Annotated in this window: 18 protein-coding genes; 9 read left to right on the forward strand and 9 right to left on the reverse strand. The window is 71.7% G+C overall.

Going from position 1 to position 18,835, the window contains the following annotated elements:
• Positions 1 to 7: 7 nt before the first annotated feature.
• The gene (locus ACGFW5_RS16085) at positions 8 to 754 is read right to left on the reverse strand and encodes a cobalt-precorrin-6A reductase (RefSeq protein ID WP_393834841.1); all 747 of its coding nucleotides are present in this window, start codon (positions 752 to 754) and stop codon (positions 8 to 10) included.
• A 148-nt stretch (positions 755 to 902) separates the two neighbouring features.
• Here ACGFW5_RS16085 and ACGFW5_RS16090 point away from each other — a divergent pair, with 148 nt between their 5' ends.
• A complete protein-coding gene (locus tag ACGFW5_RS16090) occupies positions 903 to 2,018 on the forward strand; it encodes a cobalt-precorrin-5B (C(1))-methyltransferase (protein WP_393834842.1) in 1,116 nt (371 codons plus the stop codon).
• 504 nt (positions 2,019 to 2,522) lie between these two features.
• On the opposite strand, the gene cobM is transcribed toward ACGFW5_RS16090, so the two are convergent.
• Positions 2,523 to 3,266: a precorrin-4 C(11)-methyltransferase gene (gene cobM, locus ACGFW5_RS16095; protein WP_393834843.1), complete on the reverse strand. Its 744-nt coding sequence runs from the start codon at positions 3,264 to 3,266 to the stop codon at positions 2,523 to 2,525.
• On the reverse strand, positions 3,263 to 4,531 hold the full coding sequence (gene cbiE / locus ACGFW5_RS16100) for a precorrin-6y C5,15-methyltransferase (decarboxylating) subunit CbiE (protein WP_393834844.1): 1,269 nt from the start codon (positions 4,529 to 4,531) through the stop codon (positions 3,263 to 3,265). Before cbiE ends, cobM begins: the two co-directional genes overlap by 4 nt.
• 372 nt (positions 4,532 to 4,903) lie before the next feature.
• On the opposite strand from cbiE, the gene ACGFW5_RS16105 reads away from it, so the two are divergent.
• Both ACGFW5_RS16105 and ACGFW5_RS16110 read left to right on the forward strand, forming a co-directional pair.
• Positions 4,904 to 6,880: a GTP-binding protein gene (locus tag ACGFW5_RS16105; protein ID WP_393834845.1), complete on the forward strand. Its 1,977-nt coding sequence runs from the start codon at positions 4,904 to 4,906 to the stop codon at positions 6,878 to 6,880.
• Between the two features lie 130 nt (positions 6,881 to 7,010).
• The gene (locus ACGFW5_RS16110) at positions 7,011 to 7,883 is read left to right on the forward strand and encodes a lytic polysaccharide monooxygenase (protein WP_393834846.1); all 873 of its coding nucleotides are present in this window, start codon (positions 7,011 to 7,013) and stop codon (positions 7,881 to 7,883) included.
• A gap of 440 nt (positions 7,884 to 8,323) precedes the next feature.
• On the opposite strand, the gene ACGFW5_RS16115 is transcribed toward ACGFW5_RS16110, so the two are convergent.
• From ACGFW5_RS16115 to ACGFW5_RS16130, 4 genes are all read right to left on the reverse strand, one after another.
• Positions 8,324 to 9,082, reverse strand: a complete 759-nt coding sequence (locus ACGFW5_RS16115; RefSeq protein WP_393834847.1) for a response regulator — start codon at positions 9,080 to 9,082, stop codon at positions 8,324 to 8,326.
• Between the two features lie 105 nt (positions 9,083 to 9,187).
• Complete coding sequence (locus ACGFW5_RS16120) at positions 9,188 to 10,546, reverse strand: sensor histidine kinase (protein WP_393834848.1); 1,359 nt, start codon at positions 10,544 to 10,546, stop codon at positions 9,188 to 9,190.
• Between the two features lie 438 nt (positions 10,547 to 10,984).
• On the reverse strand, positions 10,985 to 11,434 hold the full coding sequence (locus tag ACGFW5_RS16125; RefSeq protein WP_393834849.1) for a hypothetical protein: 450 nt from the start codon (positions 11,432 to 11,434) through the stop codon (positions 10,985 to 10,987).
• 183 nt (positions 11,435 to 11,617) lie between these two features.
• On the reverse strand, positions 11,618 to 12,904 hold the full coding sequence (locus ACGFW5_RS16130) for a serine hydrolase domain-containing protein (protein ID WP_393834850.1): 1,287 nt from the start codon (positions 12,902 to 12,904) through the stop codon (positions 11,618 to 11,620).
• Positions 12,905 to 13,112: 208 nt separating this feature from the next.
• Between ACGFW5_RS16130 and ACGFW5_RS16135 the strand changes: the two genes are divergently transcribed.
• From ACGFW5_RS16135 to ACGFW5_RS16145, 3 genes are read left to right on the forward strand one after another with little or no spacing between them, the layout of a single operon-like run.
• Positions 13,113 to 13,940, forward strand: coding sequence for a Scr1 family TA system antitoxin-like transcriptional regulator (locus ACGFW5_RS16135; protein ID WP_393834851.1), 828 nt, complete (start codon positions 13,113 to 13,115; stop codon positions 13,938 to 13,940).
• Positions 13,937 to 14,263 carry a DUF397 domain-containing protein gene (locus ACGFW5_RS16140; RefSeq protein WP_393834852.1) on the forward strand — a complete coding sequence of 109 codons (327 nt, stop codon included), beginning with the start codon at positions 13,937 to 13,939 and terminating at the stop codon, positions 14,261 to 14,263. The genes ACGFW5_RS16135 and ACGFW5_RS16140 overlap by 4 nt, the downstream gene beginning before the upstream one ends.
• Before the next feature lie 21 nt (positions 14,264 to 14,284).
• A complete protein-coding gene (locus ACGFW5_RS16145; RefSeq protein ID WP_393834853.1) occupies positions 14,285 to 14,521 on the forward strand; it encodes a hypothetical protein in 237 nt (78 codons plus the stop codon).
• An 11-nt stretch (positions 14,522 to 14,532) separates the two neighbouring features.
• Here the strand turns inward: ACGFW5_RS16145 and ACGFW5_RS16150 are convergent, their stop codons facing one another.
• Positions 14,533 to 15,003: a hypothetical protein gene (locus ACGFW5_RS16150; protein ID WP_393834854.1), complete on the reverse strand. Its 471-nt coding sequence runs from the start codon at positions 15,001 to 15,003 to the stop codon at positions 14,533 to 14,535.
• 257 nt (positions 15,004 to 15,260) lie between these two features.
• On the opposite strand from ACGFW5_RS16150, the gene ACGFW5_RS16155 reads away from it, so the two are divergent.
• From ACGFW5_RS16155 to ACGFW5_RS16165, 3 genes are all read left to right on the forward strand, one after another.
• Positions 15,261 to 15,809, forward strand: coding sequence for a hypothetical protein (locus tag ACGFW5_RS16155; RefSeq protein WP_393834855.1), 549 nt, complete (start codon positions 15,261 to 15,263; stop codon positions 15,807 to 15,809).
• 76 nt (positions 15,810 to 15,885) lie between these two features.
• The gene (locus ACGFW5_RS16160; protein ID WP_393834856.1) at positions 15,886 to 16,353 is read left to right on the forward strand and encodes a MarR family winged helix-turn-helix transcriptional regulator; all 468 of its coding nucleotides are present in this window, start codon (positions 15,886 to 15,888) and stop codon (positions 16,351 to 16,353) included.
• 343 nt (positions 16,354 to 16,696) lie between these two features.
• Positions 16,697 to 17,134, forward strand: a complete 438-nt coding sequence (locus tag ACGFW5_RS16165; RefSeq protein WP_393834857.1) for a VOC family protein — start codon at positions 16,697 to 16,699, stop codon at positions 17,132 to 17,134.
• A gap of 27 nt (positions 17,135 to 17,161) precedes the next feature.
• On the opposite strand, the gene ACGFW5_RS16170 is transcribed toward ACGFW5_RS16165, so the two are convergent.
• Positions 17,162 to 18,754 carry an MFS transporter gene (locus ACGFW5_RS16170; RefSeq protein ID WP_393834886.1) on the reverse strand — a complete coding sequence of 531 codons (1,593 nt, stop codon included), beginning with the start codon at positions 18,752 to 18,754 and terminating at the stop codon, positions 17,162 to 17,164.
• Positions 18,755 to 18,835: the final 81 nt, after the last annotated feature.

Below are 18,835 nucleotides of genomic sequence, written 5' to 3' on the forward strand. Positions count from 1 at the left end.
ACGGCCGCTAACCGGCGAGCTGACGCACCCAGGCGGCCGCCTCCTCGGGGGTGGCCGCCCGGCGCACGCCGTCCGGCACGGGCGGCCGGCGCACCACCACGACGGGGATGCCCGCCTCGCGGGCCGCGGCGAGCTTGGGCGCGGTGGCGGCGCCGCCACTGTCCTTGGTGACCAGAACGTCGATGCGGTGGGCCCTCAGCACCTCACGCTCCCCTGCGAGGGTGAAGGGGCCCCGGTCGAGCAGCACGTCCATGTGGGCGGGGAAGGGCGGCTCGGGCGCGTCCACCGACCGCATGAGGAACCACAGCGCGTCCAGGCCCGCGAAGGCGGCGAGCCCCATGCGTCCGGTGGTGAGGAAGACGCGGTGACCGAGGCCGGGAAGCAGCGCCGCGGCCTCGTCGAGGGAGCCCGCCGTGTGCCAGCGGTCGCCCTCGACGGGGACCCAGCCGGGCCTGCGCAGCGCGAGCAGGGGAACATGGGCGCGGGCGGCGGCGGCCGCCGCGTTGAAACTGATCGTCCGGGCGAAGGGGTGGGTGGCGTCGATGAGCGCGTCCACCCGGTGCGTACGCAGCCACTGGGCGAGCCCGTCGGCGCCGCCGAACCCGCCGACGCGGACCTCGCCCGGCGGCAGCCGGGGCTCGGCGACCCGCCCCGCGAGCGAACTCGTCACGCGCGGCCCGGCGGCCCCCGCCCCGTGCAGGAGCTCCGCCAGCCGACGGGCCTCGCCCGTACCCCCCAGAATCAAGATGTGCACAGGATCCGGTTCCGTTCGTGAGTGAGGCCGAGGGTCATGAGTTCCGTGAGTGAGGCCGTGGACGTGGGCGTGGTCGTGAACGTGGGCGAGGGCGAGGGCGTGGTCGTGAACATGGTCGTGGGCGTGGGCGGCGCCTCGGGGGCGGGCCATGAGTGAGCCCGAGGGCGGCCGCGGCGCCCAACTCAAGCACACCGGCCTTCGCCCCGGCTGGACCACCGGTGCCTGCGCGACGGCGGCCACGACGGCCGCGTACACCGCGCTCCTGGCCGGCGACTTCCCCGACCCCGTGACGATCACGCTGCCGCGTGGCCAGACGCCCGCGTTCGCGCTGGCCGCGGAGGAACTGGCCGACGGGCACGCCATGGCGGCGGTGGTGAAGGACGCAGGCGACGACCCGGACGTGACGCACGGCGCGCTCATCCGCTCGACGGTACGGCTGCTTCCGCCCGGCTCGGGCGTGGTGTTCCGGGCGGGCGAGGGCGTGGGCACGGTCACGTTGCCCGGGCTGCCCCTGCCGGTGGGCGAACCGGCGATCAATCCGGTACCGCGCCAGATGATGACGCAGCACGTCACCCTGGTGGCGGGGCGGCACGGCGCCTCGCCCGACGTGGAGATCACCATCTCGGTGGACCACGGCGCCGAGATCGCCCGCTCGACGTGGAACCCGCGCCTTGGCATCCTGGGCGGCCTGTCCATCCTGGGCACCACCGGCATCGTGGTGCCGTACTCGTGCTCGGCGTGGATCGACTCCATCCGCCGCGGCGTCGACGTGGCGCGCGCGGCGGGCCGTACGCATGTGGCGGGCTGCACGGGCTCGACCTCGGAGCGGACGGTGGTCGCCGAGTACGGGCTGCCCGAGGACGCGCTGCTCGACATGGGCGACTTCGCGGGCGCGGTCCTCAAGTACGTACGCCGTCATCCCGTGGACCGTCTGACCATCTGCGGGGGCTTCGCCAAGCTGTCCAAACTGGCCGCGGGCCACCTCGACCTGCACTCGGCCCGCTCCCAGGTGAACAAGGCCTTCCTGGCGGCCCTGGCCCGCGAAGGAGGCGCACCCGACTCCCTCGCCGAGCAGGTCGAGTCGGCCAACACGGGCCTCGCCGCACTCCAGTTGTGCACGGCGGCGGGGGTCCCGCTGGGCGACCTGGTGGCGACGAGAGCGCGGGACGAGGCGCTGGGTGTGCTGCGGGGAGCGCCGGTGAAGGTGGACGTCATCTGCATCGACCGCGCAGGAACGGTAGTAGGCCGAAGCACCCCCAACTGACCCACCCCCACACTTTGAACCCCCTGACCGCCAACGCCCTGACGGGCAAAGGCCTCGCCCACCAACACCCTGGGCGGCAAAGGCCTCGCCCACCAACGCCCGGAGGCGGCAAAGGCCTCGGCCGCCAACGCCCTGAAGGGGCGCGAGGAACTGCGCGACCAGCCACCCACGCCCCGCAGCCGAAAACCGGCCGAGGAGCAGGGCCCCAGGGGCAGCCCCACAAAACCCCGGGGCCGGACAACGCCCTAAAGGGGCGCGGGGAACTGCGCGAACAACCCCCACGGCCCGCACACGAAAGCGGGTTCCAAGGGGCGCGAGGAACTGCGCGACCAGCCACCCACGTCCCGCAGCCACACACAACCAACCCACCCCCCACAGAGAAGCGGGACCGGGGCGCACCCCCGGGAAAGCCGGGTCCGGGCGCACCCCGGAAAGCTGGGCCGGGCGCACCCCGGAAAGCCGGGCTGGGCGCACCCCCGCAGAGGCACCCCCCCCCGCAGGGACTCAGCCGCGGTGCCGCTCCGCCGAGTACAGGTGACTGTCCCGGAACCCCTCCGCCCCCAGCGTGCGACCGACCAGAATCACAGCCGTACGCACCACGCCCGCCGACGCAACCTGCCCCGCGATGTCGGCCAGCGTCCCGCGCAGGATGAGCTCGTTGGGCCGTGAGGCGAAGGCGACGACGGCGGCCGGGCACTCGGCGCCGTAGTGCGGCAGCAGCTCCTCGACGACCCGGTCGACATACCCCGCCGCCAGGTGCAGGACGAGCAGCGCCCCGCTGCGCCCGAGCGTCGCAAGGTCCTCGCCCTCCGGCATGGCCGTGGCGCGCTGCGCGATGCGGGTCAGGATGACGGTCTGCCCGACCGTGGGCACGGTGAGCTCCCGCTTGAGCGCGGCGGCGGCCGCCGCGAACGCGGGCACCCCCGGCACCACCTCGTAGGGCACCCCGGCCGCGTCGAGGCGCCGCATCTGCTCGGCGACGGCGCTGAACACCGACGGGTCCCCGGAGTGCAGCCGCGCCACGTCCTGCCCGGCCTCGTGCGCGCGCACCAACTCGCCGATGATTTCGTCCAGATTGAGCTGCGCGGTGTCCACGAGCCGGGCGCCGTCGGGGCACTCCGCGAGGAGTTCGCGCGGCACGAGACTGCCCGCGTACAGACACACCTGACACGCGGCGAGCGTACGGGCGCCGCGCACCGTGATCAGGTCGGCGGCGCCGGGCCCCGCGCCGATGAAGTACACGGTCATCTGTCTGCTCCTGAAGGGGTGTCGTGCGGTACGGGGCCGGCCTTCACCACGGCCCACTGGGTGACCGGCATGGCCTGGCGCCAGCCGGTGAAGGACCCGACGGGCACGGCGTGCGCGACCGCGAGCCTGACGAGGTCGCCGCCGTGGCGTTGGTGCCACGCGGCGAGCAGCGCCTCCGATTCGAGCGTGACGGTGTTGGCGACGAGGCGCCCGCCGGGCCTCAGCGCCTCCCAGCACGCGTCGAGCAGCCCGGGCGCGGTGAGCCCGCCGCCGATGAACACGGCGTCAGGACGCGGGAGTTGGGCCAGGGCGGCGGGCGCGGCGCCGGTGACGACCCGCAGCGCGGGCACCCCGAGCCGGTCCGCGTTGCGGGCGATGCGTTCGGCCCGGACGGCGTCGCGCTCGACGCTGAGGGCCCGGCAGGAGGGATGCGTACGCATCCATTCGACGGCGATCGAGCCGGAGCCGCCGCCGATGTCCCACAGGAGTTCGCCGGGCGCGGGCGCGAGCGCACCGAGGGTGGCGGCGCGGACGTGCCGCTTGGTGAGCTGGCCGTCGTGTTCGTACGCCGCGTCGGGCAGCCCCGGCACGGCGCCCAGGCGCAGGGCGCCGGGGGCACGGCGGCAGTCGACGGCGACGACGTTGAGGGCGTCGCCCGGCACGATGTCCCAGTCGTCGGCGACGCCCTCGGCACAGTGTTCGTGCCGCGAGCCGAGTTGTTCGAGCACCCGCATCCGGCTCGGCCCGAACCCGCGGTCGCGCAGCAGGGCCGCGACATCGGCGGGGGTGGCGGCGTCGGCGCTGAGCACGAGGACCCGGCGCCCGTCGTGCAGCGCCGCGGCGAGCCGGTCCGTGGGCCTGCCGACGAGCGTGACGACCTCGGTCTCCTCGACGGGCCAGCCGAGGCGGGCGCAGGCGTAGGACAGCGACGAGGGGTGCGGCAGCACGCGCGGCGGGGCGCCCAGGACTTCGGTGAGGGTGCGCCCGATGCCGTAGAACATGGGGTCGCCGCTGGCCAGTACGGCAATGCCGCGCCCGCGGTGGTCCGCGAGCAGCTGGGGGACGGCGGGCCTGAGCGGGCTTGGCCAGGTGACGCGCTCACCCCCGCACTCCTCGGGCAGCAGCGCGAGCTGCCGCGCCCCGCCGATGACGACGTCGGCCTCGGTCAGCACGCCCCGCGCCCCGACGGCGAGTCCGTCCCACCCGTCGGCCCCGATACCGACGACAGTGACGTCGGGGCGGGCGTCGGCGGCTGCGGAATTCACGACGTGTGTACCTCGGGTGTGTGCGCGGGAGGGTCGGATCCGGCCCGGGGGGACGGAGCCGCACTCTACTGTCCGGCGCGACGGCCCCCACGTCCCGGGTGCCCCGCCCCCACGGAAAACCTCTCGCACCCGCGCCGCCCTTCCCCTAGCCTGACCGAGCCCAACCGATCGAGCCCGGCCCACCGAGCCGACCCGATCGACCCCATTGATCGAACCCGGCCCGCCAAGCCGACCCGATCGACCCCACCCGACCAACCCCCATCCGATCGAGCCACACCGATCGAGCCCAACCGCGGGAGCAATACGTGCGCCGACTCTTCGAAACAGCCCAGAGCCCAGACCTCACGGCGATTTTCGGAGAACCCCGCACCCATGCGCACACCCCTTCACACCCTGAACATCGGCATCCTCGCCCACGTCGACGCCGGTAAGACCAGCCTCACCGAACGCCTCCTGTTCGACACCGGCGTCATCGGCCGGCTCGGCAGCGTGGACGACGGCGACACCCAGACCGACACCGACGCCATCGAGCGGCAGCGCGGCATCACCGTGCACTCCGCCGTCGCGTCGTTCCGCGTGGGTGACACGCAGGTCAATCTGATCGACACCCCGGGCCACAGCGACTTCATCGCCGAGGTGGAGCGCGCGCTCGGCGTCCTGGACGGCGTGGTGCTCGTCCTGTCCGCCGTGGAAGGCGTACAGGCGCAGACCCGCGTCCTGATGCGCACCCTGCGCGAGACGCGGCTGCCGACCCTGATCTTCGTCAACAAGTGTGACCGTGCGGGCGCCCGCGGAACGGACCTCCTGTCCGAGATCCGGCGCACCCTGACCCCCCACATCGCCCCCATGACAGCGGTACGCGACCTGGGGACGCCGTCCGTCACCGTCGTGCCCCGCACCCACGACGACCCTCAACTCCGCGCCGACATCGGCATGTTGCTCGCGGAGCACGACGACACGGTCCTCGCCCGCATCGTCGACGGCCCGCCGCCCACCCCCGACGAACTCGGCGCGGCGCTCGCCGCGCAGACCGCCGACGCGCTCGTCCACCCCGTGTACTTCGGCTCGGCGATCGGCGGCCAGGGCATCGCCCCGCTCATCGACGCCATGGTGACGCTGCTCCCCGCACCGGCGCAGGACACCGCCGCTCCGCCCAGCGGCACGGTCTTCGCCGTGGAGCGCGACAGCCACGGCCGCAAGACGGCGTACCTGCGCCTGCGCCAGGGCACCGTGACGACCCGTCAGCGCCTGACCTTCACCTCCCCTGCCGGCACCCACACCGGACGCGTCACCTCCCTCGACGTCGTGGGCGCGGGCCCGGGCACGACCCACCTCACCGCGGGAGACATCGGCAAGGTGCGAGGCCTGCCCGGCATCCGCGTCGGCGACCACCTGAGCCACCCGGACCACCCCACCCGCCCCGCCCACCCGTCGGAGCGCGCGCCGCGCTTCGCCGCCCCCACGCTCCAGAGCGTCGTACGCCCCCGGGAGCCGGGCGGCGCGGCGGCCGCCCGGCTGCACACCGCCCTCCAGCACCTCGCCGAGCAGGACCCCCTGATCCGCGCGCGCACCGAACCGGGCGGCGCCACTTCGGTGTTCCTGTACGGGGAGGTGCAGAAGGAGGTCATCGGCGCCACCCTGGCCACCGTGTACGGCATCGAGGTGGTCTTCGAGCCGAGCCGCACGGTGTGCGTCGAACGCCTGACGGGCCGGGGTGAGTCGGTCGAGGGGATGGACCGGGGCCCGTCCCCCAGCGGGCACTGGGCGACCGTCGGCCTGCGCGCCGAGCCGGCCCCGTACGGCCAAGGCAACACGTTCCGCTACGAGACCGAACTGGGCGCCCTACCCCGCGCGTTCCACCAGGCGGTGGAGGACACCGTGCACGATGCACTGCGCGCCGGCCCGCTCGGCTGGGCGGTCGCGGACTGCACGGTCACGCTCGTACGGTCGGGCTTCTCCAGCACCTCCAGTACGGCGGGCGCCTTCCGCGCCCTGACCACGATCGTTCTGGGCCGCGCCCTGCGCGACGCCGGCACTCAGCTCTATGAGCCGTACCAGGCCTTCGAGTTGGAGGTGCCGGCCGACACGCTCGCGGCGGTCGCGGGACAGCTCACGACGATGGGCGCGCTCATCGAGGACAGCGCGGCCACCGCCGGGGGCAGGCTGCTGCGCGGCACGGTCGCGACGCGCCACGTCGCGGCGATCGAGCGGCGCCTGCCCGGCCTGACGCACGGTGAGGGCGTCTGGTGGGCGCGCCCGGCCAACGACCGCCCGATGGCCGCGCGCGGTGGCCGGACGGCGGGCTCGGCGGACACTCGGCCCAAGGTCGCGCCGGACGGGTTGGCGTAGACCTCTTGCGGCTTGGTCCAGACCAATGCCACGCTCTCAAGTGCCGCCACCAAGGGGCGAGTTGGCGCGCCCGGCGTCCATGTCGGGCGCCCGGCCCGCCCCGCCACCCCCACGATCAAGGAGCTCACGCATGTCCGCTCGGCGTACCGCAGCGTCCCTGGGTGTCCTCGGGGCGACCTCCCTCACGTTCCTCGCCCTCGCGCCCTCCCCCGCCTCCGCGCACGGAACCATGTTCAACCCGGTCAGCCGCATCGCCGCCTGCTTCGCCGAGGGCCCGGAGCACCCGGTGTCGCAGGTGTGCAAGGACCTCGTCGCCGACTCCGGCACCCAACCGCTGTACGACTGGAACGAGGTGAACATCGCCAACGCCAACGGCCAGTCCCGCCAGCTCATCCCCGACGGCAAACTGTGCTCGGCGAACCGGGACAAGTACCGGGCCCTGGACTGGGCCCGCACCGACTGGCCCTCCACCGGCGTGGCCGCGGGGCAGTTCAACTTCAAGTTCCGGGTGACGGCGGCCCATTCGGGCACCATGACGGTCTACATCACCAAGGAGGGCTTCGACCCGACGAAGCCGCTGAAGTGGTCCGACCTGGACAGTACGCCCGTGGCCACGTACCAGACGGCGCGAACGGCGACGGACGGCTACTACAACTTCACCGGTACGCTGCCGGCCAGGACCGGCCGCCACATCATCTACAAGGTCTGGCAGCGCAACGACAGCCCCGAGGCGTTCTACAGCTGCTCGGACGTGGTGTACGGGGCGGGCACCGGCACCACCGCCACGTCTGCCGCGGCCCCCACGGAGCAGAAGATCACGGCGGGCGCCCCGCACTCGACGGTGACCCACCACGGCCACGGCGGCGACCCGACCCCGCCGCCCCCCACAGCCGCCCCGACCCCGCCCCCCGGCCCGGCGGTGGCCCCCCAGGCCCTGGCCGCCGTGTCGACGGCGAGCGTGCTGGGCGGAGGATTCCTCCTCCTGCGCCGCCGGCGGGCCTGACCGGAAAGCCCCGGGCGTCCCGCCGCGCCCGGGAGGGTGCGCCGGCCCGCCCGGGCAGGGGCGCACCCCCCGGGGTCGGCCGCCCGCCCCTGCTCGGGCGCACCCCCCTGGCCGCCCGCCCGGGCAGGGGCGCGCCCCCGCGTGGGGTGCAGGGGCGCAGCCCCGCATGGGGTCCGGGGCGCAGCCCCGAGGGGGTGCAGGGGGCGAAGCCCCCGCGTGGGGTCTGGGGCGCAGCCCCAGGGCTCAACCGGACCAACCCCGAGCAACGGGCGGGCGGGTGGGCGACCTCCCGGGGGTGCAGGGGCGCAGCCCCGCATGGGGTCTGGGGCGCAGCCCCAGGGCTCAGCCCGACCAACCCCGAGCAACGGGCGGGCGGGTGGGCAAACCCCCGGAGTGCAGGGGCGCAGCCCCGCATGGGGTCTGGGGCGCAGCCCCAGGGCTCAGCCCGACCAACCCCGAGCAACGGGCGGGCGGGCGGGCAAACCCCCAGGCCGAACCACGCCCCACTCATACGCAAACACCGCCGCCTGCGTCCGATCCCGCAGCCCCAACTTCACCAGCACCCGACTGACATGCGTCTTCACCGTCTGCTCCGCCAGCACCAACCGCCCCGCGATCTCCGCGTTGGACAGGCCCTGCGCGATCAGGGCCAGCACCTCGGTCTCGCGCTCCGTCAGGGCACCGACCTTCGCCCCCGGCGGAGCCTGCGGCACGGGCGTGAGCCGCGAGAACTCCGCGATCAGCCGCTTGGTGACGTTCGGGGCGAGCAAGGCGTCCCCGGCCGCCACCACCCGTACCGCATGCGCGAGTTCGTCGGCGGAGGCGTCCTTCAGGAGGAACCCCGAGGCCCCCGCGCGCAGCGCGTCGTACACGTACTCGTCGAGGTCGAAGGTGGTGAGGACGAGCACCCTGACCCCCACCCCCTCACCACCACCAACACCATCACCCGCACCCCCGCCGCCGCATCCGCCCCCACCATCCGCCGCCGTAACCCGCCGAGTCGCCTCGATCCCGTCGAGCTCGGGCATGCGGATGTCCATCAGAACGACATCCGGCACCAGCTGCGCGGCGAGCGCCACCGCTTCGAGGCCGTTGACCGCCTGTCCCACCACCTCGATGTCCGGTTCCGCGTTGAGCAACACCGTGAATCCCTGCCGCACCATCATCTGGTCGTCGGCTATCAACACCCGGATCGTCATGGCCTGCCCTCCAGCAGATACGTGTCATCCAAGCCCGCTAGGCACGAGCGCCACCGCCAACCAGCACCACCGCCAACGAGCACGCGCCATTAACCGGCACCACCGCTACGCGGGCGAAGTCAGGGGAAGGGTCGCACTGACCTCGTACCCCCCGTCCGGCGTCGCCCCCACCGCCAGTTCCCCGCCCAGCATCGCAGTCCGTTCGCGCATGCCGAGCAGCCCGTGCCCGGCACCGGGAGAGGGGGCGACCGGCCGGTCCGGCGCGGTGTTGGTGACCCGTATGACGAGCCCGGCCCGGTGGTAGGCGACCAGCACCCGTACCGCCGCCCCCGGCGCATGACGCATCGCGTTGCTCAGCGCCTCCTGGACGATGCGGAAGGCCGACAGTTCCACACCGGGAGAGAGCGGACGCACCACGCCGGTGATGTCGGTCGCGACGGTCATACCCGCCCCCCGCACATTGGCCACCAGCTCGCCGATCCGGTCGAGCGAGGGCTGCGGGGCGTGCTGCCCGGAACCCGCCGCCAAGTTTCCCGGCGAACCCACCCCCGAATCCCCCACCGGTTCCTCGGATCGCAGCACCCCGAGCACGCGCCGCAGTTCGGTGAGCGCTTCGACGGCGTTCTGCCGGATGCCCGCAAGGTTCTCCTTCAGCTCGTCGGACGGGTTGTCCACCAGGTGGGGGGCGACCTGCGCCTGGATGGAGATGACCGACATGTGGTGGGCCACCACATCGTGCAGCTCGCGCGCGATCCGGCTGCGCTCCTCAAGCAGCGTGCGCCGCGCCCGCTCCTCGCCGGTGAGGACTTCCTGCGCGACGAGCTGCGTACGGGCCACCCGGCGTCCGCGCAGCGCCGCCCCGAGCACCACGGCGATCGCGAAACTCGCCGACGCGACCCCGACACTGGACGACTTGTGGAACCCGCCGGTGAGGACGGCGCACATCAGACCCGTACCGAAGCTGATCACCAGCGTCTCGACGGCGACCCGGGGCCGGCACGTCAGGGCAACGAGCAGCAGCACGCCGGACGTCAGCGCCACCCCGACCCCGCTCCAGGGGTAGAGCGCGCCCTCGTCGAGCCGGGGCCCCGCCCACAGCGCGGCGACCACCGTCACGGCCGACACCGCCCACCAGGCGGGAAGCGGCCGGTACAGGCCGACGACCAGCGCCCCCGCCTGCACCCCGGAAAGCACCGTCCCCACCGCGATGCCCAGATGGAACCCGTGGGCGTACTCCTCGGCGCCACCGACCATGAAGACGATCGCGCCGAGCAGCAGCGGCACCACGAGCGCGGGCCGCCAGGCGAGCCAGCCCTCCTGGGCCCCGGCCGGCAGCGGCTCGGGCGCGGGGAGCAGATCCCGGCGCAGGGTGCGTGACGCCGCCCGCAGCCACCCCAGGACCAACCGCCCGCTGAGCGAACCCGGTTCGCGCTCACCCCTGTCCGCACCGCTCACCCTAGGCACGCTCCATCCCCCTCTCCACTTTCATCCTCTTTCATCCTGGCGGTACCGCCTTCGCGCACCGCACAGCTCGCTCCGTGCCCGGGTTGTTCGTACGTACGGAACGTCATCCAGCCGCCGCCCACAGCGCGGGCCGCCGCCGCAGCGCCCAACAGGGCGGCCGTAACTCGCCCACGGATGCCATCAGTTGACGGGCGGCGCTAGGTGACCGGACCGACGTGACGCCATGGAGAAGCCTTCCGTACCGGGGATGTTCGTCCGGTACCGAAGCTAGGGAGCGGACCCCGTCGTCGGCGTCGCGCTGGAGAGCCCACTTGGTCAGTAGCTCTCCGGTCCTACGGGTAGCCCTCCCGTACTACTGCGGGGCCCCGGCGTCATGCCCACGACTCCCGAGACCCCGAACTCCGGCGTAAAGCCCCGTGCGCCCCGCGCGCCCTGCGCTCAGCCCGCGTTGACGGTGAGGCTCAGTTGGCACTGCACGCCCCGGTAGTTTCTCGGCACGTTCCCGGCCATCTGAATCGACGCCTGCACAAAGTAGACGCCCGGGACTTGAGGGACCGGGATCGGGGTGTCCAGTGCCTCACTGGTCGTTGTGGGCGGCTCTTGTCCGCCGCTGACGGTGACCGAAGCCATCCGGGAGAAGTAACCCACCTCATTGCTCGCCGCGCTCAACGACACTTGGTAGGCGGTGATGACGCCCGTGACGGTCGGTTGCGCGGAGATGCTGCACGACGCGTCGCTGTCACCGACGGTCGGTTCGCTGCTGCCGCAGGCGGCGAGGAAGCCGCCCGCGACCAGGAGTGCGGCCGTGCGCCGGGCGAGGCGCCAGGGCCGGGAGAGCTGTCGTCTTCGTACGTCGTGAGTGTGCGGGCGTCCCCCGGTATGCAGCATCGCCCGAACGTAGCGGCGGACGTCACCCACGTCCAGAGGATGCGGGAACCAGACTCACCGCGATCCAGCACTCATTGGACGCGCTGGGGCGGAGCCCCCAACAAGCCTCATGCACAAGCCTGTTGCGTACGACGTGGCGGGTGCGGGCCACCCCCGAAGGGCGGCCTCGCCCCCGCCGTTCCTTCAGTTCGACGGGAAGAGCTTGGCGATGAGGAACTTGGTCAGCTCGTCGGCCGGGGCCGTACCGTCCGGCGACTGGTTGAGGTTCACGAGCACCACGATGGTCGCGTGGCGCTCGGGGTCGTAGCCCACGAAACTGTTGTAGCCGGGGATCTGGCCGTCGTGACCGATGAACCCCAGTACCTTCGCGACCCCGAGCCCGTACTCCGGGGCCCCCGGCTGGTCGGAGGTCGGCACGAAGTGCAGCCGCTCGTCCTGCACCTGCGGGCTCAGGAGCGCGCCGTTGGCCAGCGCGGGCGCCCAGCGCCGCAGGTCGTCGACCGTGGAGACGGCCGCGCCCGCCGCGCCCGCCCAGGAGACGTTGACGTGCGTGACGTCGTCCGGGTTGCCCGCCGACCAGTCCGCCCAGGCGGCCTTCTTGCCGGTCAGAACCGGGGCGGTCAGGCTGGCGACGTTGCCGATGAACTGGTACCCCCGGGCGTACGGCCCCGGGATCGAGGTGTCGTCGACCAGGCTGGACTCGTGCATCCCCACCGGCTCGAAGACCCGCTCCTGGAACAGCCGGTCCAGCGGCTGCCCGGTGAGCTTTTCGGCGATGAGGCCGAGGAGGACGTAGTTGGTGTTGGAGTAGTGCCAGCCTTCGCCCGGCGGGAAGTACGCAGGGTGCCGGAAGGCCACGTCCAGCAGTTCGCGCGGGCTCCAGTGGCTCTCGGGCCGCTCGTCGAGACGCCGGTTGAAGCCGGGGTCCTCGGAGTAGTTGTAGAGGCCGCTGGTCATCTGGAGCAGCTGGCGGATGGTGATGTGGTCCCCGTTCGGCACGTCGTCGCGGTACGCCGACACCGGGTCGTCCAGGGACAGCCGGTCCTCCTGGACGAGCTGGAGGATCACCGTCGCCGTGAAGGTCTTGGTGATGCTGCCGACCCGCAGGTGCAGGTCGGTCCGCATCGGCCGGCCGTCCCGGAGGTCACTGGTGCCCAGGGTCGTGGTCCAGGTGCCGTGCTCGGGCGTGCGGACGGAGATGATCGCCCCCGGGATGCGCGTGCGCTGCATCATCGCGATCAGGTCCGGAGTGAGCTGTTCCGGCGACGGCACCGGCGTCGCGTGCGTCACGCGTACGTCCCGCGCACCGACGGGGGCGCTCATCGCGGGCGCGGCGGCGGCCAGCGGCAGCACGGCGGCCAGGAGCAGCGCGGCCCAGGGGCGGGTCCGCGTGGTTCGGCGGGCCGGGCGGTGGAGCCCGTCCGTCGGGGCTCGGTCGGGAGCGTTGTGGGCCAGGGTGTCGGTCCGCATACGTGGCATCCAGGTCGCCTCGGGGGAAATGGTGCACATGGTGTAACACCGGCCAGGACACCCCGGACCACCTTGAGCCGTCGGTGGGCGTGTCTGCCGGGACCCGGGGCTTTTCACGTTCCGTATGCGCGAGGTGACCCTACGCAGCTAGGCTCGGACCCGGTACGTGCGGTCCCGACAACGACGTTGCTGCACAAGGGAGTTGCCCATGCGACCCAAGGACCTCAACCCGTGGGACTCACCCCGCGCCTTCTACGGCAGCGAGCTGCGCCGCAAACGGGAGGCCGCCGGGCTCTCCCAGGAGGAGCTGGGCGCGCTCGTCTTCTGCTCGGGCGCGTACATCGGTCAGATGGAGGCGGCCACCCGCCGCCCCACGAAGGAGATGGCCAAACTCCTCGACGCGGCCCTGCACACGGACGGCATCCTGACCCGCATGTGCGAGGCGATGGAGCAGGCGTCCCAGCATGCGGAGTACTTCCGTTTGGCGGCGGAGCTTGAGTCGATGGCCTCGGCGATCTACCACTGGACGCCCATGGTGGTGCCGGGCCTCCTGCAAACTGCGGCGTACACCCGCGCCCTGACCCGAGCAGGTCGCCCCTTCGCCTCAGAGAAGGACGTTGAGCTCAACGTCACGACCCGCGGGGAACGGGCCAAACTTCTCGATGGGCCAGCGGCGCCCGAGCTCTGGTGCATTCTGCATGAGTCCGTACTCAGGATCCGAGTAGGCGAACCCCGTGTGATGCGGGCCCAGTTGGCACATATCAGCGAGTTGGCCGAGCGTGGCCAGGTCGTGGTCCAAGTCCTGCCGTTTGATGCGGGAGTGCTTCCCTTGATGCACAGTTCAGTGAAGGTGATGACTTTCGCCGATGCTCCACCCGTCATCTACCTCGAAGCAGCCCGATCGGGCCAACTACTGGACACGCCTGCCCTGGTCGCCAGTTACATCAAGACCTACGATCTCGCCAGGGCCGTAGCGTTGTCGCCGGACGCGTCCCTGTCCTTGATCCAGGCGGCGATGGAGGACTACGCATCATGAACATATCGCGCTCTCTTGCCACCGGCCGTTGGCGGAAGTCGTCCTACAGCAATGCGGAGGGCGGCAGTTGCGTCGAGGTGGCGGAGGGAGCGTGGCGCAGGTCGTCCTACAGCAACGCGGAGGGCGGCAACTGCGTCGAGGTGGCGGAAGGCGCTTGGCGCAAGTCGTCGTACAGCAATGACGAAGGCGGCGACTGCGTCGAGGTGGCGGACGGGTTCGGGGAGGTCGTACCGGTACGGGACAGCAAGGTGCCGGCCGGCCCCGTCCTCCTCGTGGCAACGGGCGCGTGGACGCGATTCGTGGGGGCGGTCAAGGGAGCCTGACCGGGCTCGTACGATCCAGCCATGGCGATACCGCACCTTCCCCCCATAGCTCCGGACTCATGCCCCCTGTGTGGCGGAGGGTTGGAGACCGTCGAGCTGTACATGACCAACTCCCCCGGTTCCGAGCTGACGGCCAGGTTCTACCGGCCGAACAAGATGTTCGGGAGCAAGAGCCACCTGACGTCCCTGGCCTGCCGGGACTGCGGGCACGTCCTGATGTTCCTGGCGAACAGGGGCATCATCGCGCCGGGCAAGTAACCCTGGCCGGGTCAGACGGCCTTGGCCTGGGTGTGCTGGAGGGTGCGCAGGATGAGCCACTGGTCGCCCCAGGCCATCGCGGTGCCGATGACCGCCATCACGATGCCGAGCGCGACCTGCCCGGTGGCCGCACCCAGCGCGAGACCGGCGACACCGAGCCCGTACCGGATCACGAAACGAACGGCCAGGAGACCCAGCGCCAGGAACCGGGTCCGCTTGTTCTTCCACAGCGACTTCATGAACCGCATCCGCGCCTTCAAAACCGTGCACGCCAGCACGATCTGCACCACAGCGATCACCGGGACCAGCGCGTACAACACCGGGTACGCACGGGCGACATCGAAGATCCCCGCGAAGGCACCCACCAGGGGGAAGTACCAGCTCGGCAGACCCGTGAGAGCCACCGTCTCAACCGGGCGAACCTGACCCTGACCCTGCGTCTCGACCTGAACCGGCATCTCCATCGCGACCGTGGCACTCATGGCGTTCCCCTCACCCTTGTTCCCCGTAACCCGCCGGCCTCTTGCCGACACCCCTGATACTCCCGCCCACCCCAGCCCCCACGGCAGAGCGAAGAATCCCAACTCCCACAGGACAAATGTCCCGACCAACCCCGGCCGGGCCGTGCCCCGCGCGCCGGGGCCGGCGTAAAGGTGATGGCGCGGGCACAACGCGCCTATAGGTTCGATGACTTGGGCAAGCTGCGCCGCGCCGCCGCCGGAGAGAAGGAGCCGACCTCGTGCAACCGTCAGCCTCACCGTCCCCCGCCGCGGGCCCCACGGCCGGAAGCATGGTCGGGCTCTTCTGGGTCAGTGGGGATGAGGTGCACCTGGGTACGCCCCCGTCGGCCGGGAGCACGGGCGTACTGCTCTCCTCCATAGGTGTGCGGGTCACCGGGGACAGCCCGGGGGAATGGCGATGGCCGGACGTGCTGGACCTTCGGGTGACCGACGCGCCGGTCCGGTCGGCGGCCGTGCGGTGGGGGACCCGGGCCCTGTCCATGGCGGCTGCGGCGTTCGACCTGTGGGTCCCCGGTGAACCGCCGTCGATGACGGTCACGCTCATCACGAAGGAGGGGGACGAGACCACGGCCGACGTGCTGTCGGGCGCCGCGGTCGCCTACTCGCAGCGCGAGGTCGACCTCTCGCTCGGGCTGCTCGCCCGCTTCGTGCGCGGCGAGTCCTCGCCCACGGCTCTGATGCAGTGGTGGGACGAGGTACGACCTGTCCGCGTGCTGCGGTCCCGCGACCGCGAGACCATACTCGAAGGCTGGTCGCAGCTCGGGTGACCTTGACCTCAAGTCCAGTTGAGTTTCTACGGTCGATCTCATCGAACCGGCTCAGACGACGACAGGGGTACCAGCCATGGAGTACGCGCAGTTCTCGCACAGCGACGCCGATCTCATCAAGCAGCCCATCGGGTACTGGAGTTGGGCGGCGTACAAGGCCGTCGTCACTCGCACCCGGGCCGCCCTCGCAGGGATCGGCACCACCCAGCCCCAGTGGTGGGTCCTCGCGCAGGTCGCGGGCGCCGACACCGTCAAGACCCGTGACGAGGTGTGCCACGTGCTGCGGAACTACCTGGACACCGGCCCGGGACTCATGGAGTCGGAGATCGACACGGTCATCGCCCGGGGCTGGATCACCGAGGATGCCGAGAGGCGTCTGGGCATCACGGCCGAGGGCAGGGCGTTCCACGCCAAGGCCGCGGCCCTTCAGGACGAGCTGTGGGCGCAACGGCACGCGGGTATCTCCGACGAGGAGTACCTGATCACGCTCAAGGTGTTGCAGCGGTTCATCCACAACACGGGCGGCGAAGCCTGGCACCACTAGACCGCGTATCGGGTCGGGTCGGGACAGGTCGGGTCGGGACAGGTGGGGGTCGGGACAGGTCGGGTTGTGGTCGGCAGAGCCGTGGCGACCCGCCACGTCGTAACGGCGGCTCGATCCGTGGGCGGGCACGGGCAGGAAACGATGTTGCCCCCGTCTGCGGTGGTCACTAGGGTCGGTCGGGTGACTGCCGGGTCGGCCATGGGCCACGCACGAGTGAGGTTCCCGGCCTCGGCGTGAGCACGAGGCGGGCACGAGGCCCGCCCCTTTTCTCCGCGTCTTAGCTCCCGGCGCCCGTATACGGCGCCCCATTCCAGCGGACCCCAAGACCGGAGACACACCACCGATGTCCCATGACCAGCAGTACCCGCATGCATCCGAGCTGCCGACGGCCGGCATCCATGGCATCCAGCTCAACCACACTGCCGTCTACGCGAGCGACCGGTACCTGTCCGCCGAGTTCCTCGCCGCGGTGCTCGGCTTGAAGGTCAGCGCCCCGTTCGGGCCGTTCCTGCCCGTCGACCTCGGCAACGGTGTGACGCTCGACTACTACGAGAAGAGGGACGAGCCGATCCAGTCGCAGCACTACGCCTTCCTCGTCCCTGACGAGCAGTTCGACGCCGTTGTCGCCCGGCTGGAGGCGGTCGGGGTCACCTACTACGCCGACCCCAACCACACCGAACCCGGCCGGATCAACCGTCTATTCGGTGGTCGCGGCGCCTACTTCGACGACCCGGACGGTCACAACATGGAAGTCATGACGCGGCCTTACGTCCGCCCTTAGGGACCGCGACGGGGCTGTCAACAGGGGTCACATGTGCACCGGCCCCTCCGACGGTCCCACCGCCTGCCTCGGCGGGCCCTTTCGGTACAGCACCACCGACACCAGCAGGCCCAGCGCGAAGAACGCCGCCGACCACCAGTACGCCGTCGAATAGCTCTGCAACTGCGCCTGGACCTTGGCCCCCGGGGTGGGTTGGCGGCCCACCAGGTAGCTGGTGGCGGCGCTCGTGGCGAGGGTGTTCAGCAGGGCCGTGCCGATCGAACCGCCCACCTGCTGGCTCGTGTTGACCATCGCCGACGCGACACCCGCGTCGTGCGCGGCGACACCCGCCGTGGCCATGCTCATGGCCGGGGCGAAGATCAGGCCCATGCCGACACCCATGACGAGCAGCGGCGGCAGGACGTGGCCCGCGTAGCCGCTGGTCGCGTCCAGGGCCGTCATCCAGGCGAGCCCAGCCGCGCCCAGTCCCATGCCCAGGGGCACGATCGGCTTCGCGCCGAGGCGCGGAACGAGCTTGTTCTGGGCGACGACCGAGCTGACGATCATCGCGAAGACCATGGGCAGGAAGGCGAGCCCGGTGCTGACCGGGGAGTACCGCAGGATCTGCTGGAGGTAGTACGTCAGGAACAGGAACACGCCGAACATGCCCGCGCCGGAGATGAACATGGCGAGGTAGGACGCGCTCCGGTCGCGGTCGAGGACGACCCGCAGGGGCAGCAGGGGGTGCTTCGCCCTCGTCTGCCACCAGGCGAACGCCATCAGCAGGATGCCGCCGACCGCCAAGAACCCCCAGGTCTGCGCCGAACTCCACGCGTGCGTCTCGGCGTTGGAGAACCCGTACACGATGCAGAACAGGCCGGCCGAGACCAGCACCGTGCCCGGGATGTCCAGCTTGGGACGGTCCAGGGGCGCACCCGGGTGCAGCAGTCGCAGCGCGCCGAGGAAGGCGAGCGCCGCGAAGAGGAGGTTGACGTACAGGCACCAGCGCCAGTCGAGGTATTCGGTGAGGATGCCGCCGAGGAGCAGTCCCACCGCGCCGCCGGTGCCGGCGACCGCACCGTAGATGCCGAACGCCTTGGCGCGTTCCTTCGGGTCGGTGAAGGTCGTGGTGAGCAGCGAGAGGGCGGCCGGTGCGAGCAGCGCGCCGAACACGCCCTGGAGCGCGCGGGCGGTGACCAGGACCTCGAAGTTGGGCGCGGCGCCGCCGATCGCGGAGGCCAGCGCGAAGCCGACGAGGCCGGTCAGGAAGACGACCTTGCGTCCTACGAGGTCGGCAATGCGGCCGCCGAGCAGCAGCAGCGAGCCGAAGGCGAGCGCGTACGCCGTCACGATCCACTGACGGTTTCCGTCGCTGAAGCCGAGATCGCGCTGCGCGGAGGGCAGCGCGATGTTCACGATGGTCGCGTCGAGCACCACCATGAGCTGGGCCAGCGCGATGACGCCGAGGACGAGCCAGCGGTGCTCGTGCTTGGCGCCGGTGTGCGGTGCCTGCGGGGCCACGCCCTGCGTGGCGTACGCGACCGACGGGGGCCGGGCCTGATGTCCGGACGCCTGCCCGGATGACTGCCCGGACGCCTGCCCGGACGCCTGCCCGGATGACTGACTGGACCCCTGTTCCATGGCCTGGCCCGCTTCCTGGCTCGCTTCCCGGCTCGCTTCCCGGCTCGCTCCCTGGGTCGCTTCCTGGGTCGCTTCCTGGGT

The organism is Streptomyces sp. NPDC048416 (assembly GCF_043200435.1).
Lineage (GTDB): Bacteria > Actinomycetota > Actinomycetes > Streptomycetales > Streptomycetaceae > Streptomyces.